The 15,171-nt window shown below is 63.1% G+C and carries 15 protein-coding genes; all 15 read right to left on the minus strand.

The genetic code is table 11. From position 1 onward, the window contains the following. Positions 1-124: 124 nt before the first annotated feature. On the minus strand, positions 125-670 hold the full coding sequence (locus KOR34_RS04380; RefSeq protein ID WP_146562549.1) for an RNA 2'-phosphotransferase: 546 nt from the start codon (positions 668-670) through the stop codon (positions 125-127). A 26-nt stretch (positions 671-696) separates the two neighbouring features. Beyond that, positions 697-1,641 (minus strand): ADP-ribosylglycohydrolase family protein, encoded by a 945-nt coding sequence (locus tag KOR34_RS04385; RefSeq protein ID WP_146562550.1) that lies wholly within the window; start codon positions 1,639-1,641, stop codon positions 697-699. 9 nt (positions 1,642-1,650) lie between these two features. Continuing rightward, a complete protein-coding gene (locus KOR34_RS04390) occupies positions 1,651-2,271 on the minus strand; it encodes a macro domain-containing protein (protein WP_146562551.1) in 621 nt (206 codons plus the stop codon). Then, positions 2,272-2,814, minus strand: a complete 543-nt coding sequence (locus tag KOR34_RS04395) for an NUDIX hydrolase (protein WP_146562552.1) — start codon at positions 2,812-2,814, stop codon at positions 2,272-2,274. A gap of 17 nt (positions 2,815-2,831) precedes the next feature. Next, positions 2,832-3,236 carry an ADP-ribosylglycohydrolase family protein gene (locus KOR34_RS04400; RefSeq protein WP_146562554.1) on the minus strand — a complete coding sequence of 135 codons (405 nt, stop codon included), beginning with the start codon at positions 3,234-3,236 and terminating at the stop codon, positions 2,832-2,834. Then, positions 3,233-4,081 carry a TIGR02452 family protein gene (locus KOR34_RS04405; RefSeq protein ID WP_146562556.1) on the minus strand — a complete coding sequence of 283 codons (849 nt, stop codon included), beginning with the start codon at positions 4,079-4,081 and terminating at the stop codon, positions 3,233-3,235. The genes KOR34_RS04400 and KOR34_RS04405 overlap by 4 nt, the downstream gene beginning before the upstream one ends. Beyond that, positions 4,078-4,689, minus strand: a complete 612-nt coding sequence (gene pncA, locus KOR34_RS04410; RefSeq protein ID WP_146562558.1) for a bifunctional nicotinamidase/pyrazinamidase — start codon at positions 4,687-4,689, stop codon at positions 4,078-4,080. Before pncA ends, KOR34_RS04405 begins: the two co-directional genes overlap by 4 nt. After that, positions 4,686-5,144: a nucleoside 2-deoxyribosyltransferase domain-containing protein gene (locus tag KOR34_RS04415; RefSeq protein WP_197531137.1), complete on the minus strand. Its 459-nt coding sequence runs from the start codon at positions 5,142-5,144 to the stop codon at positions 4,686-4,688. Before KOR34_RS04415 ends, pncA begins: the two co-directional genes overlap by 4 nt. A 10-nt stretch (positions 5,145-5,154) precedes the next feature. Continuing rightward, positions 5,155-6,204 (minus strand): ADP-ribosylglycohydrolase family protein, encoded by a 1,050-nt coding sequence (locus tag KOR34_RS04420; protein WP_146562561.1) that lies wholly within the window; start codon positions 6,202-6,204, stop codon positions 5,155-5,157. Between the two features lie 3 nt (positions 6,205-6,207). Then, positions 6,208-6,897, minus strand: coding sequence for an NUDIX hydrolase (locus KOR34_RS04425; RefSeq protein WP_146562563.1), 690 nt, complete (start codon positions 6,895-6,897; stop codon positions 6,208-6,210). A 103-nt stretch (positions 6,898-7,000) separates the two neighbouring features. Then, positions 7,001-8,992, minus strand: a complete 1,992-nt coding sequence (gene nadE / locus KOR34_RS04430) for an NAD(+) synthase (RefSeq protein ID WP_146562564.1) — start codon at positions 8,990-8,992, stop codon at positions 7,001-7,003. Positions 8,993-9,025: 33 nt separating this feature from the next. Beyond that, positions 9,026-10,501: a nicotinate phosphoribosyltransferase gene (locus KOR34_RS04435; RefSeq protein ID WP_146562566.1), complete on the minus strand. Its 1,476-nt coding sequence runs from the start codon at positions 10,499-10,501 to the stop codon at positions 9,026-9,028. Between the two features lie 74 nt (positions 10,502-10,575). Then, entirely contained in the window at positions 10,576-11,742 is a 1,167-nt protein-coding gene (locus tag KOR34_RS04440) for a VWA domain-containing protein (protein WP_146562567.1), read from the minus strand. Next, on the minus strand, positions 11,739-14,030 hold the full coding sequence (locus KOR34_RS04445) for a DUF5682 family protein (protein WP_146562569.1): 2,292 nt from the start codon (positions 14,028-14,030) through the stop codon (positions 11,739-11,741). The genes KOR34_RS04440 and KOR34_RS04445 overlap by 4 nt, the downstream gene beginning before the upstream one ends. A 22-nt stretch (positions 14,031-14,052) precedes the next feature. Continuing rightward, positions 14,053-15,165, minus strand: a complete 1,113-nt coding sequence (locus KOR34_RS04450; RefSeq protein ID WP_146562571.1) for an ATP-binding protein — start codon at positions 15,163-15,165, stop codon at positions 14,053-14,055. Between the last annotated feature and the right edge of the window lie 6 nt (positions 15,166-15,171).

Raw genomic sequence — 15,171 nt, forward strand, 5'->3', positions numbered from 1 at the left:
CAACGCAAGAACTTGGCGACGAGAATGGTGCTAAGCCGCGCCCCATCTAGACGCGACGCTCTCCAGACTCTTCCAGATTGCACCTGACACTGGGGTAGTCTACCCCACGGACTACTGAGCCCCGCTACACCCTCCGCAGGTACTCGCAAGGAACGTGATCCGTAAGCCACACTCCGTTGCCAGTCACGTAGAACTCAAAGCCGTTTGCAACCATTCTTCTTGCATCAATCGACAGCAACACAGGCTTGCCGTGTCGCATCCCGACTTGGATCATTGTCTCCTTGTCGGTCGACATATGCACGTGGTGGCGGCGGCCCTTGACGAGCCCCTGCTGGAGGATGGAGTCGAGATGACGCGTGGCCGTGCCGTGATAGAGCACGTCAGGAGGCGTCGCCGGATCGTACCCAAGATCCACTTCCGCTGAATGCCCCTGCCGAGCCCGAATCCGAAGCCCGTCCTCGGAGAACTCGAATCGCTGTTTGTCGTTTTCGGCGACGACCTGTTCCAGGACCGACGCCGACAAAGACTTGCCATAGCTGGCAAAGGCAGCGATGAGGTCGTCAACGCGGACCCAGCCCCCTTCTCCCAATTCGAGTCCAACTGAGTCGGGGCGGTGCCTGAGCACGTAACTGAGTTGTTTACTGATCTTCTTGAGTGATTGAGCGTCCATTTCCTGATTCCTCTCCGCCGCACTAGCTATCGGACCGCATCCGCATGTCTTCCATGAAGGTTCTTTGCTAGCTGTTTGATGTAGGTTCTCCCCTGCTTTCGATCTTCGAGGTTATTGAGCAGGTGCCCCGCGATCGTATTGACACCGAGATAGGCCCCGCTGATGGCGCCTGCCATCGCCGCGATTGTGTCCGTGTCGCCGCCGAGCAGGATTGCGTTGCCAATCGTCTCTTCGTACGAATCGGGCGTGAGCCCGAAGGCAGCGACCGCCGTCACGACCGACGCGGTTGCCTCAATACCGTTACCGAAGAGCCCCAAGTCGCGGTCATCCTCCAATCGACCGGCTCGCCTCAGCGGCCCGCTATACTCGACGGACGCGCACCGCGAAGCCAGCTCTTCGAAGAACGAACTGCGGTCAAGCTGATCAAACGACGACGCAATCGCCACCGCCAACGCGATGACCTGAGCCCCCTCAATACCAAGCGGATGAATGTGAGTCGGCAGCGAAGACTGTCGGGCCTGCTCCCAGACGGCGTCATGATCGTCACGGAACAACAACCCCACCGGAGCGACTCGCATCGCGGCGCCATTGCCGAAAGATCCACCTTCGAACAAGTTCTCAGCCCAGAATCGATGATCTTCTCCGTCGCACATCGCCTGAAGGACCACCTTAGCCCCACGACCGTACCCACGCTGCGGCAGGTAGTTCGCAGCGAATCGGGAACAGAGCACCTCATCGTCGATCCGCCCGCAAGCAACGAGCGTTTCGGCAACGCCTATCGCCATCTGCGTATCGTCGGTGTACCACAGCTCGCCCGGAGGCGGGTGGTCGATCAGGTCGGTCGCCGACCTATAGCGCCGCTCCATGAAATCGGGCGACTGCCCTTCGAAGTGGGCACCGAGAGCATCTCCGACCGCCAAACCGAGCAGGCAGCCAACGAATCGTTCTTCCACACAAATGCCCGTGGGCATACCTTACTCCTATCGCACGACTTGCTGTTCACCATCGTACCGGATGCGCTTTTCCCGCTCGATAACGTTGTTCCAATCAAGCTGGTGGGGCGGGCTCAAGTAGTGTTTGTAGGCGGCTGCCATTTGGCGCCCAGACTCTGAGTAGTCCATTCCTCCGAATCCGCACCCCATTGCTGGCAGAACAACCGTGCGGATCGGATGATCGTGGGCGGTGTTGTACCGATACACTGCCGTCAGTGCGGCGAACGTGGCGAGGTAGACGTTGTCGGTTCCGCGAATCGAACCTGGAACCCGCATCGTAGGCGCGTGACACACGTAGAGACTGTGAGAACTCCCGGTTGGTTCAATGATTGCAGTGCCGACAGGTTGTTCTCCGAGGAACTCATCGAGTATCCGATGCTGAATCCGTTTGCACAGCTCGACCCCGTGCAGCCTCACAACTGCAGCGTCGATACCGGCATTCATGATCCCGTAGCAGTTCGCCGCCGTCACAAAGCAATCGTGGGCATCCAGCCCCTCGTAGGCCGTCTGAATCACTCGTACCGTGGGAAGTCCCTCGAATCGCTCGCTAAACGCCTCGGCAGCCTCTCGTTCCGGATGGATCAGCCATATCTCGATCGGTAGTGGCACCTAGTCACCCCCTTTCCGACTCCTCAATGCCTCAGACGCAGCGAATAGTCCAGCCAAGAGCTTGAGATCCGCGACTGCCGACCTGCTTCGCAGCCAGGTCAACACGTCGCCAAGAGGCGCCTCGTGAACGGTGATGTCCTCGCTAGCATCGCCCCCACCAGGGCCTTGCCGCTGCAAGCCCTCGGCCAGGAAAAGCGTGATCGACTCGTCGGTCAAGCCCGGCGACGAATACCCGGTCATTAGTTCAGTCCACCGATCTGCAACGTAGCCGGTTTCCTCGAGCAGCTCCCGTTTCGCCGCTTCGACAAGCGCCTCATCTTCCTTGCCGACAATGTCACCGCTCAGGCCCGCGGGAAGTTCGATAACGGTCTGATTAACAGGAGGCCGGTGCTGCTCCACCAGAACGACATCACCAGCATCTGTAACGGCCACAATGCCAACCGCGGATCGGGCGATGTTGCGCACGGCATACTCCCACCCGCCACGCCTGAGCATTGACACGTGTCGTCCCTCGTAGACTGGCGTTGGATTGATGTCTGACATCCTTACGTCCTTCATGGTCAGTTGTCGTGCAGGTGCAGTTGTGGCATCGCCTCGACGCCCGCTTCGAGCCGAGAGATCGCCTCGCGTGTCGCATAGCCAATATCGAAGACCTCCTCATCCGGAGTCCACACTGCATCTTGCATCCACGCCACAAACCGCGACGCCTGGTCCTGGTAGTCGACGCCCGCACTGGCGAAGCTGTCCGCCAAGCAGAGCATCAGCGAGGAGTCATCAGACCAAGTCCCGGCGGGCTGATGGTGGGTCCCGTAAGCCCGCATCCCCGTGACCGCCGATTCGCGCCGGGAGTCCCGACTCGTGAAATCGACCGGCACACCGAGTGCATCGCCCACCATGCAGCCGAGCATGCCTGCTTCAATGGCAACGACTTGATCGTCGACTCTGCTACTCTGGATGCCGTTCATTGAAAGGCTCCCTCAAACCTCTGCTGGAAGGGGCGGAAGATCGACTCGTTCTTTGTACCGTCAAGGACCGCAAAGGTCACGCTCTCAAAGGCGTCGCGGTACGTCCCTTCTCCAAGCAAAGCCTCGCTGAACAACTCTGCAATTGCTTCAGGGTCGTTCCGGAACACGCCGCATCCCCAAGCCCCGAGGACTAGGTGTCGATACGCATGCCTCACAGCAACCGCAAGCACCTTGTCAATCCGACTCGCCATCGTTGGCAGTATCCTCTCGACGTTGGCCGGCTCGTTGTCATGGACCGCCCCTGCGTTCACCGCCGGTGAGGTCAGTATGCCGACAACATAAGGCGCCGACAGCAGTTGACCGTCATCTGAGCGGAGCACTGGGACGCGGGGGCTCAGGATCATGTAATCGGTGTACAACGCTGTCCGGCAACCGCGGTTGGCCTCGTAGTAGTCCGCCTGCGTCTGCAACGACGCGTACAGGGCAGACGAGCGCGCCAGGCTCTCCTCCTGCGCTTGGCTGCCGCCCAGGAAACCGCCGCCGGGGTTCTTCGCCGAGGCGAAGTTGAGCAGCAGCACGTCACCGAGGCCGCGTTCCGCCACCAACCGATGAGCAGCGGTCAACGTCGTTTCGTTGCGTACCTCAAACGCTGTCGACGCCTGCATGTTCGCGTCCCTCTCGCTTGGCCCGTCGTGATCGCTAGGGCGGATGAGAGTCGTCGCGGCTAGGCAAGCGTCGACCTGCTGGTTGACCTCGACGCGACCAAATCCGTCGACTTCGTACCAACCGCGTTGCACGATCTCGAGTGTTTCCTTGGCGATTCCCGCCCGGTTGCTGCGGCTCATTCGGATTCCTCCCCCTCGATCCGCACCCCTGCTTCCTTCATTTGATGGATTGCCGCGTTGCAGTCGCCTGGAGTTAGCTCGACGCCGCGGCTTCCTTCGGTCAGTAGTCGCACGCTTAAGCCGAGTCCGACCGCGTCCAGGGCGGTGAACTTGACGCAGTAATCGGTAGCCAACCCCATCACGTCGACGGCGGTGACACCTCGTCCCTTTAGGTAGTCGCCCAAGCCGGTCGCCTTCCGATGGTCGTTGTCGAAGAAGCCGCTGTAGCTGTCGATCATCCGGTCCGTCCCCTTGCGGATGACATGGTCAACGCCTTCGGTGTTCAGTGCAGCGGCAAACTCGGCGCCTGGGGTCCCTTGCACGCAGTGGTCAGGCCAGAGGATTTGTTCGAGGCCGTCAACGCTGATGACCTCACCGACAGCATGGCCGTCGTGCTGGCTCGCGAAGGACTGGTGGTCGGCAGGGTGCCAATCCTGTGTGGCGACGACAAGCTCGTATTCGGGCATCAATCGATTCGCCACAGCGACCACCTCATCCCCGTTTGGCACCGCGAGCGCGCCGCCGGGCAGGAAGTCGTTTTGGATGTCGACAAGTATTAGGACTTTCATTGTTTTCCTCCGATTGCTGGATGCTGGACCACCTGATCGGCGACCGCCGCAATCGAATCCTGCAACTCAACCTCGGGCCGGCGTAGTCTCAACTGCACTTCCAGGTCGAACCGCCTTGCGTAGACTGGGTCCGTGCCCACCACCAACGGGACGCTCGAACTGCAGCAGGCCCCAAGCTCGAACAAGGCGATCGGGCAAAGCGTCTGCGGAGGGAACCAGAACGCAACTAAGCCGGCCCGCTGCAGATAACGCCACTCCCACTCAATCTGCCGCCTGCCCTCTACGGCGTCGCCCATCGGGAACGCCTTCCTCCTCGGACTTACCACGCTCAGGCTGTGGCCCTCGACGCGCCCGAGGAACTCGGCCTGCCAGTACTCGGTGTCGGAAATGCCGCCTGCAAGGAACACATACGGATCTTCGCCGCTGTACTCGTTCGGCGCTTCAATGTAGTTCATGGGTGGTTTCTCAGTACGGTGGCAGCAATCGACGGAATCCCATCCCCAACACAATGGCGGCGAAGACCGCATTCCTTGGGAGTGTGGCCAGCCAATGCATCGGCGGCGGGTTCGTGTACCGCTGCCCAGCCAGGTTCTCTGCAAGCGCCTTAGCCGCCCGCTCAATCCAATCAACGTCTCGTGGCCACTCGGTGAGTCCAGCGACCCATTCGCTTGGGATCGCGGCGTCTCCCAGGTTAGCTCCCGCAATCGCGCCGGTGATGGCGGCGACGCTGTCCGTGTCACCTCCCAGCAGCACAGCTTGAGTTACGCTCTGCCGATATTCGTTCGGTGACGACGCCCAGCAGTACAGGGCCGCCGGCACGGTTTGGTTAACGTATCCACCAATCCCGTTGGTCCATCCTTGGGACTCGGCAAACTCGGCGGGGCTCAAGCCGTCCACGAGCGCACAGTGCGCCGCGGCAAGGCGTTCACGAAGTTCGGGCCCTTTGATTCGCTCCGCTTCGCGACCCAGGAATCCGCTGGGATCGACGGGCTTCCCTCTTGCCGTCAATCCGGCGGCACGGGCGACAACTAGCGCGCCTTCCTCCGCATTGGGATCGGTATGAGTCAGCCGGGTCGAGCGGCGAACGAACTCCTCGCACTGGGCGTCCGAGCGCGACGCGACGCCTATTAGCGCCGATCGCATCGCTGGTCCGTTGCCGGCGCTGAAGACGCCACTCCGGCCGGGACCGAAGCCAACCAGCAGTTTCAAGCAGGCGCGCAGCGTCGCAAGCCCGACACCGGCTGGCGCCGCCAACAACCAGCGTTTGAGCTGGCTCGCCATAAGCCGCTCGAAGGCTTCGGGATCATGGTTCGCGATAGCCAGCGAGCGGGCGACCATCACTGTGTGCTCGGTGTCGTCGCTGCACACGCCGAAACCCGCAAACAGCGCAGGCGACAAGTCATCGCCGTAGAGCTTCGTCGCTCGCCTCGGCGCCAGCCCCTCCCTCCGCAACCCGACGGCGTCACCCACGGCAGTGCCTAGCAGGCATCCTAGGATGTGTGGGTAGAGGGTCATGGTCTAGATCTCAAAGTTGAAGCCTTGTTTCGTCAGGCGGTCGTAGGTGCGTTTGTCGAAGCGGTAGAGCCGCGCGGCCCGGTGGGCGACGTCCTTCTCGATCTCCTTCGTTTCCTTGACGATCTCCATCGCAAGCACCTTCTTGCGAAAGTTCCGCTTGTCCAGTTCGCGGTCGAGGATCACCTCGTACATGTGCTGAAGTTGCCTCAGCGTGAAGCGTTCTGGCAGCAGCTCGAAGCCAATCGGCTGGTAGCGGACCTTCCCTCGCAGCCGCTCGTGAGCGGCGTCAAGGATCGCTTGGTGGTCGAACGCCAGCTCCGGCAGGTCGCTCACCGGGAACCAGGCCGCGTTGCGGGCATCGGTGCTCGCCTGGACGTGGTGCCCCTCCAAGTTCACCAGGGCGTAATAGGCGACGGTAACCACCCGCTCGCGGGGATCACGCTCGACGGCTCCAAAGGTGTAGAGCTGCTCGAGGTAGATGTCCTTCAGCCCCGTCTCCTCGACTAGCTCCCGCCGCGCAGCGTCATCCAGCGTCTCGTCGACCCGCACGAAGCCACCGGGCAGGGCCCACCCACCCTCGAAGGGCGCCAGATCCCGCTGGATCAGCATTACCTGCAGGTCCTCCTCGTCGAGTCCAAAGACGACGATGTCGACCGTAAGAGCGGGTCGGGCAAATTCGTACAGATGCGTCATGGGAGAGCCTCTTAGTGTTACCCCTACACTCCGCATAGTGTCTACACCACACTAAGTCAAGCTTGAGCAGAAGAACCTCGGTAGCTCCGTGGTTATGTCGCGACTAGGAGCCATGACCGTCGTGCGAGTCGGCGTCCTGCAGTTCGTTCAACTCTCTTCGAAACCAGCCCGAGAGGATCGGGAACCGGCACCACGTCTTGGGGTCGAGGTTCTTGTCGTCGACGTGGAACGAGGGGGCGTACCGCTCCCGCTTCCACTGATTGCGGCTCCAGAGTTCGAAGAAACGCCGCACCCAGGCGGTAAGGCGGCCTGGTTCGTACCCCGAGAACTGGGCCGATACGGCCGACAGCGTCTCAGCCGGCGAACGCTTCTCGCCGATCGCGTGGTCCTCGATCGCGTCAAGAAGGTCGTAGGGCATCAGGTCGTCTTCGTCTGTCTGACCCGCATCCTGCGGACGCAGCTCCGCAGTCGGCTGCTGCCGATTGACCACGCTCAACTCGGGAATCGACCCCAATCCATCGGGCCCTTCTCCCTCGAGCCACCCGAGCCACTGCCGCAGGAACGCCTTGTCGATGCCGGCGATCGGGCTCAGGCCCCCGCATGTGTCGCCGTCCATGGTGGCGTAGCCCACCGCCGCCTCGCTGCGATTGCTGGTCGCCAAGAGAAGGGCGTTCTTAACGTTCGCCAGCATCCACACCGAGGGGGCTCGCGAACGCGCCTGGATATTCTGCAGCGCAATGTCGTCGGACTCCCAAGTCAGCTCGCGGCCGAGCGCGGCCTCGGTCTTGCGGGTGTAGCTGTCGCAGACGTCGTCGACGTCCAATTCGATACGCGTCGCTCCGATGGCCAGGGCGATCTCGCGGGCCGCGTCCCGCGTGGTCAAAGAGCTGTTGCGGGTGGCTTGGTACACCGTCGTCAGCACCGCTGCGGTAAGAGTATCTAAGTCATTCTCCGGACCATGGCCGAAAGCCTCGCAAGCGGCCGCAATACCGAGCTCGTCAATTGCCCGTTGCACCGTCATTCTCACCAGGCACACAACAGCCGCCGAGTCGGCGCCGCCGCTGAGCGACACGACGAACCCGTGCGACCGGCTCTTGCGGGCGTAGTCGTGCAATCCGAGAGTCACCGCCCGTGTGAACTCCTCCTCCTTGAGATGCTTGGACTTCTCCCAATCCGCAACCTGAGCTTCTTCGCCAGTCGGCTTCGCCGCCGGCAACTTGAACGCTACGGGCGTCGACCGTGCGTTATCGACGACCACTTGAGGCTCAAAGCTCGCTGACTGCGCGCGGCGCATCCGCGGCGCGTCGACGTCAACTGTCGCCACCATCACGGAGACCGACTCAAATCCCAGCCGCGGCCCGCAGGCGACGGTTTCGCCGCAAGTGGCGATGATCGTCTGGCCGTCGTAGATAACGCGGCCCGCCTCGTTGCCTACCAGGTTGCTGTAAACGTAAGTGACGGCTAGGCTACGCGAGGCTTCTTCCACCAGCCGCCGACGCGTGACCGACTTGCCGAACGCGAAATGGCTGGCGCTCGGATTGAAGAGGATGTCCGCCGAGAGCTTCGCGTGGTCGAGCCCGGGTCGGTTCGCAACCCAAGCGTCCTCGCAGATCTCGAATCCCAATCGGACGCCATCAATATCGAACAGAAGGTCACCGATCGGAAGTTCACTCCCGGCAAGACGGATGCTGGTGACGGCGTCGTCGGGCCAAGGCTTGAACCATCTCGGCTCGTAGTGCAGCCCGTCGCCCGCAAGATGCTGCTTTGCGACCAATCCCGCAATCGCGCCGTCCACCAGCAATGCTGTCGCGTTGAAGAGAGCGCCGGCATGCTGTATGGGCAAACCGACCGATACCGCCATGCCCTCGGTGCTCGACAGGAGCTCCGCGAGCACACGTTCCGCCATCCGCAATACCCCACGCGAGTAGAACGCGTCCTCGCACCCGTACCCAGTAATGCACAGCTCTGGCAGGCAAAGCAGCCGGGCGTCCGCTTCGCGGGCGGAGGAAATAGCTCGGCGGATGTTCCGAGCGTTCGCGTCCCAATCTAGGGGCGTCTGGTTCAGCGCGGCAGCGGCAACGCGAACAAGTCTCATGCAAGCCTCCTTGTCGCGGGGCGGACCTCGGCGTCAATCGCCGAAGTCCCACCGCACCTCGCGGATCATCTGGTCGCGGATCTCGTGCAGCCCGATGTCGAGTCCAACCGGGTGCTCGTGGGGGTTCATCAGACGCTTGACGGCAGGGTGAAGCCGGCCCAGTTCACGCTGCGTCCGCGCCCGCGTATCGTCGATCTTATCTTTCGACTCTTCTGTGAATGGGACCACGACTTCCCCCGCTCGCATCACGGGAACAAGCAGGTTGGTCCCGGTAGCGTCGGGCGGGATCTGCTTACGGCGGTTGGCGTCCCCCGCGTCGACGATGACGCTCCGCTGGTCGATGCCGCGTGTCTCGTCGTAGATCATATCGCCGACGAGGCCCTTCTCGTTCTCGAACCGCCGAACCTGCAAAACGCCCGGGATCGAGGTCTTCACGGCTTGTTCGGAGAGCTTTAGTTTCGGCTCCCATTCGCCCTCGCCGCTCTTGATCGCTCCGAGCTTGTAGACCCCGCCCAGAGCGGGCTGGTCGTACGCGGTGGCTAGCTTCGTGCCAACGCCCCACACGGCGATCCTGGCCCCTTGGCCCTTCAGGCTCTGGATGATGTTCTCGTCGAGATCGTTCGACGCGACGATAGTGGCGTCTGGGAAGCCTCCGTTGTCCAACAGCTTGCGGGCCTCGATGCTTAAGTACGCCAGGTCACCGGAGTCTAGCCGGATGCCGATCATCTCGTAGCCGCGTTCCCGCAGCCGCTTGCCTGCTTCAACGGCCTTGCGGACGCCCTCCAGTGTGTCGTAGGTGTCCACTAAGAACACACAGTTGTTGGGCATCGCCTCGGCGTAGCGATCAAAAGCCTTGGTCTCGTCGTCGAACGACATGACCCAGCTGTGCGCATGCGTTCCCTTAACTGGGATGCCGTACTGTTTACCCGCGAGCACGTTGGATGTTGCGGCGCAGCCGCCGATGTACGCGGCACGGCTCGCGGCGAGCCCCCCGTCGATCCCCTGCGCCCTTCGCAGGCCAAACTCTAGCACCGGCTCCCCTCCGGTTGCCCCGCTGATGCGAGCCGCTTTGGTCGAAATAAGGGTCTGGAAGTTGATGATATTCAGGAGTGCCGTTTCGAGGATCTGACACTGGAGAATCGGTCCGCGAACACGCACCAGCGGTTGCTGGGCGAAGGCGACGGTTCCTTCGGGCATTGCGTCGACATCGCACGTCAGGCGCAGTTCACTCAAGTAGTCTAGGAAGCCCCCGTCGAACAACGGCCCACCGTCGTTGCCCGTCAGGGTCGTCAGATACTCAACGTCCGAAGCGTCAAACCGGAACGACTTGAGGAAATCGACCGCCGGCCCCAGCCCGGCAGCCACGGCGTAGCCACCCGAGAATGGAGGCTCGCGAAAGAATAGGTGAAATACCGCCTCCTGCTCGCTCCGGCCGAGCTTCCAGTAGCCGGAGGCCATCGTCAGTTGGTAGAGGTCCGTCAGAAGAGCCAGTGAAGTGGCGTAGTGCATGGCTTCGCTCCCTTTGTTAGTGTTACTTTTACACTAACATGCGGCGTGTCAACCCCTTCGATCACCGTTGCGCCTCAAATAGTCTCTGCTTGATCTCCCCCCCGTGCGGTGAGAATATCCCGTTCAGCTGCCCACTGCCCAATATCGTCACGGTTGATCGCCGCCGCCATCAGCTCAGGAAACAGGTCCGGCGTGCACGCGAACGATGGGGCGCCGAGCGATGACAGCCTGGCCGCGAGCGCCTGATCGTAGAACGGCGCGCCTTCGTCGGACAGCGCCAGCAGCGTGATGAAGGTCACGCCGGCGCCCTGGAGCGCTCCGACCCGCCGCACGAGGTTCTCGGCGACCCCGCCCTCGTAGAGATCGCTGATCAGCACGAATATCGTTTCGTCGGGCGAGTCGATCAGGCCCTGGCAGTAGCCGACGGCTCGGTTGATGTCGGTGCCGCCCCCCAGACGCGTCGAGAACAATACCTCGACCGGGTCGTCGAGCTGGTCGGTCAGGTCGACCACCGAGGTGTCAAACACCACCAGCCGCGTGTCGACGGCGGGGATCGATGCCATCACGGCGCCAAACACGCTTGAATAGACAATCGACGACGCCATCGACCCCGACTGGTCGATGCACAAGATCACCCTGCGGAGTGAGCTGCGCTTGCGGCCAAACCCGATACGCGTCACGGGGATCACTGTCTTGTAGTCCGCCTGGTAGTGTTTCAAGTTGGCGCGGATCGTCCGCGGCAAGTCGATTTCGTTGTGACGCGGCCGCCGGTTTCTCAGCGCGCGGTTCAGGGCACCGGCGACCGCGTCTCGCATCGGGCTCTCGAGCCGCTGCAACAGCTCCTCCACCACCCGCGCGACGACGACACGAGCGGTCTCCTTGGTTTTGGAGGGCAGGGCGCCGTGCAGCGACAACAGCGTGGCCACTAGGTGCACGTCCGCCTCGATGGCTTCGAGCGTCTCCGGCTCGGTAAGCATCTGCGTCAGACCAAGCCGATCCAGGGCGTCACGCTGCATCACCCGCACCACCGACGACGGGAAGTATTTCCGGATATCGCCCAGCCAACGTGGCACGCTCGGAGCCGATCCCCCCAGCCCACCCCGACGCGGCGCGTCGTACAGCGCACTGAGAGCCGCGTCAACGGACGCGTCGATATTGCCGAGCGTCACGCCTACGCCGTCGGCGTTCTCGCCACCCAGTATGAGCCGCCAGCGTCGGAGTCGTTCTTCGTGACTGCTCAATTCGTCTCCTCCCCGCCAAGGATCGTCGCCAGCAACGGCAGGACCCGCCGGGCGCGCTCAAAGTCGAAGTCGCCAAGCGGCTCCGCGGATTTGGTGGATACGCCGTGGAGGACCCGTTCCCCAATCTGCCGCCGTTCGCCAACGGGAAAGCCGGAGAACGTCCGCCGCAGCAGCGGCAGCAGCTCGCCGAACTCATCAGCAGAAAGGCCGGTCACCCAGCCGTCGACTAGCGACCACAACCCCTGATCGTGGATCAGCACCAGTCCCGAGCCGCCAAGGAATCCCTCGATCCATGCCGCGGCGCCGACGCGGTCCGCCGCCCGAGACAACGCAAACCCCATCAGCCGCGCAGTCTCGTCAGGCGTCTCGGCGTCGCCGTCGTGCCGGATGCGCGCGGCCCGCCCGCGCAACAGCGGGTGCGCAGACTCGCGCTGCACTACGCGATTTAGCGAGTCCCGCCAGTCATCGCGGAGGTCATCGGAGTCGAGCATCGCCATCGCATCGTCGACGCCGCCAATCAGAGCTAACATCTTGCCGGCCGCCTCGTCGTCGAGCGACGAGCACGCCGGCGGCAACGCCACGCAAACGCGTTCAACAATCCCCCTCAGAACGTCAGACACTAGACGCACGTCCGTTTCACGGACGTCGCCGTAGCGGCTGACCTGAGCCAGGTGTGGCGCCGCGGCCATCAGTTGCTGCACGTCTCCGCTGGCGACCGCCTGCTCCTGGATCGCCTTGATCAATTGCTGGGCTGCGCGTGGAAGGTCTGCCAGCAGGGCGTCCCCCAGCAGCGAGGTTAGGCCGGACAGCGTAGTGGTTTCCGATGCGGACTCGATGGTCTTGGCCGCGGCCGCCTCGGCCACAGTGCTTCCGTAGCGGGACGCCTCGACCAAACCGACGGCAAACTCGGGCACCCACTGGAGCACCCAGTGCTCGTGAAAGGTTCCTCGCGAACGCACAGCCCCCTCCGAAACCTCGCCCCAGGGAACCCCAAGCAGGTTGAGCCGGTGGAGCAGGCAGCTCCGCTCACGGTCCATTGGCTTTCGCAGGTCGAGGTCGCGTTGCTTCCGACTCGCTTGCGGGGGCAGTCGCAGTCGTTTCTGGAGCGAGGCTAGGTCTTTCTGCAGCGGCGCCTGCGGCGCGTCATCTGGCACGGCGCCGAGCCGGTCCCCGATCACCAGCGAGTCTCTTACCACCCGCATCGGCGCGGGCTGGCCACCGCATAGCACGGTCAGTGCGGCCTCTTCAAGCTCGTCGAGGCCGGCAAGTGTGCGACCTCGCAGCGCGGCGAGTGTCTCGCCCAGACGCACGGCCTCGATGACCTGTGCCGATGACGCGTCGAGGTCGCGGTCACGCATCAGTCTGGCTGCCTTTGTCATCCAAAGCGTCCCGACTAGCGAATCCGCCGACTCCCAGAGCAGCTCATACCACGCGGGCGAAGCGACGCCGGCGCCGTAGCCCGATTCCACCGCCAGCCGTTGGTAAGTCCACGGGGCCCAGGCGGCCTCCGTCTTGACCCTGCTCAGCCCCTTCAGCTCTGCGTTGTCGTCCTTGAGCGGTGGCCACGAGTTGGGATCGAGCGCCGGCACGTGCCATGCGCCGCACACCACGGCTATCCGTTCGCGTCCGTCTTTGATGGCGGCGCGAATCGTCTTGCGCATGAATGCTTCACGTCGACGCTCCCGGAGATCGGACCTGAGACAGTCGCCTTCCCGGAGGGCCGTCATTGCGTCGGCCACGGCGGAGAAAACGTCTCCTGCGTCGTTGCGGCGGCTCTCGATGAGCGCGTCCCACCAGCGTTCGCCGTCGGGGTAACCGGCGGCGTCGGCCAGCTGCCCCAGAGGGTCGCGGCGCAGGGCAAACTCAGACGGGTCACCGGCGTCCGACTCGCTGTCGGAATTGGCCCGGGCCTCCCCCTCAGGCGGTTCGTCTTCCGACTCGGCGTTCCCACCAGTTCTGACCTCGGCGAGTTGATACGCCTGTGGGAGGTCCATGAAGCGGACCTCGACGTCACGTCCCACCGCGTACCGCGCAGCCTGCCATTCGGGAGAGAACTCAGCGAACGGGTAGAAGGCTGACCTGCGCGGGTTCGCCGACTCGTAGACAAGCAGCGCTACCGGCGGCCTTAGCTCTGCACGCGATGCCAGCGGCAGCAGGGCGTCGGCGTCCGGCGGCCCTTCGATAAGCACACAATCGGGTTCTAGTTCGCCTAGCGCACGAAGGAGGCTGCGGGCCGAGCCTGGCCCGTGGTGTCGAATGCCAAGGAGATGGACACGGTCTGACGCCACTCAAGCCTCCCTGTCGCCTGGCCTACAACTGCTCGCGGCAGGCGCGGTACAGGTCCTTCCAGCCGTCCCGCTCCTTGACGACCGTCTCCAAGTACTCGCGCCACACAATCACGTCCTGAACCGGGTCCTTCACCACGGCGCCAGTCAGGCCGGAGGCGACGTCAGTCGCGGTTAGATGTCCCTCACCAAAGTGAGCAGCTAACGCGACGCCGCTATTAACGACGCTGATTGCCTCAGCCGTCGAAAGCGTCCCGCTGGGCGACTTTAGCTTGGTCTTGCCGTCTTCCGTAGCGCCATCGCGAAGCTCGCGGAAAACGGTCACCACCCGCCTAATCTCCTCGATCGCCGCCGCTTCGGACGGGAGCTCCAGCGCCCTGCCCAACGACGCCACCCGCTGCTCAACAATCTGAATCTCTTCTTCAGCGGTCTTCGGCGGCGGGAGCACGACCGTGTTAAACCGGCGTTTCAACGCGCTGGACAACTCGTTGACGCCCTTGTCTCGGTTGTTGGCGGTCGCGATGACATTAAACCCCTTCTCCGCAGGGCACTCGTCGCCGAGTTCTGGGATCGGCACCGTCTTCTCCGACAGCACCGTGATGAGCGTGTCCTGCACGTCGGACGGCATGCGGGTCAGCTCCTCGACGCGCGCGATCTGCCCTCGCTGCATGGCCGTCATCACCGGCGAGGGAACCAACGCCTCGCTGGTCGGCCCCTTGGCCAGCAGCAACGCGTAGTTCCACCCGTATCGGATTGCCTCCTCGGCCGTGCCCGCGGTCCCTTGAACTAACAGCGTCGAGTCGCCGCTGATCGCCGCCGCTAGGTGTTCGCTCACCCAGGTCTTCGCGGTGCCCGGCACGCCCAGCAGCAGCAGCGCGCGGTCGGTCGCCAGCGTCGCCACAGCGACCTCCATCAGCCGCCGTGAGCCAACGTACTTGGGGGAGACCTGGAACCCGTTATCTAAAGGCTCACCCAACAGGTACGTCACAACCGCCCACGGCGAGAGCCGCCAATTTGGGGGCCGCTGCCGGTCGTCGACCTTGGCGATCTCTGCGAGCTCCTCAGCGAATTGATCCTCTGCGTGCCGACGCAATACTGAGGAGTGGTCGCTCTTGGGGGACGCCTTTTTCTTCGCCACGTGCTT

Source organism: Posidoniimonas corsicana (genome assembly GCF_007859765.1).
Taxonomy (GTDB): domain Bacteria; phylum Planctomycetota; class Planctomycetia; order Pirellulales; family Lacipirellulaceae; genus Posidoniimonas; species Posidoniimonas corsicana.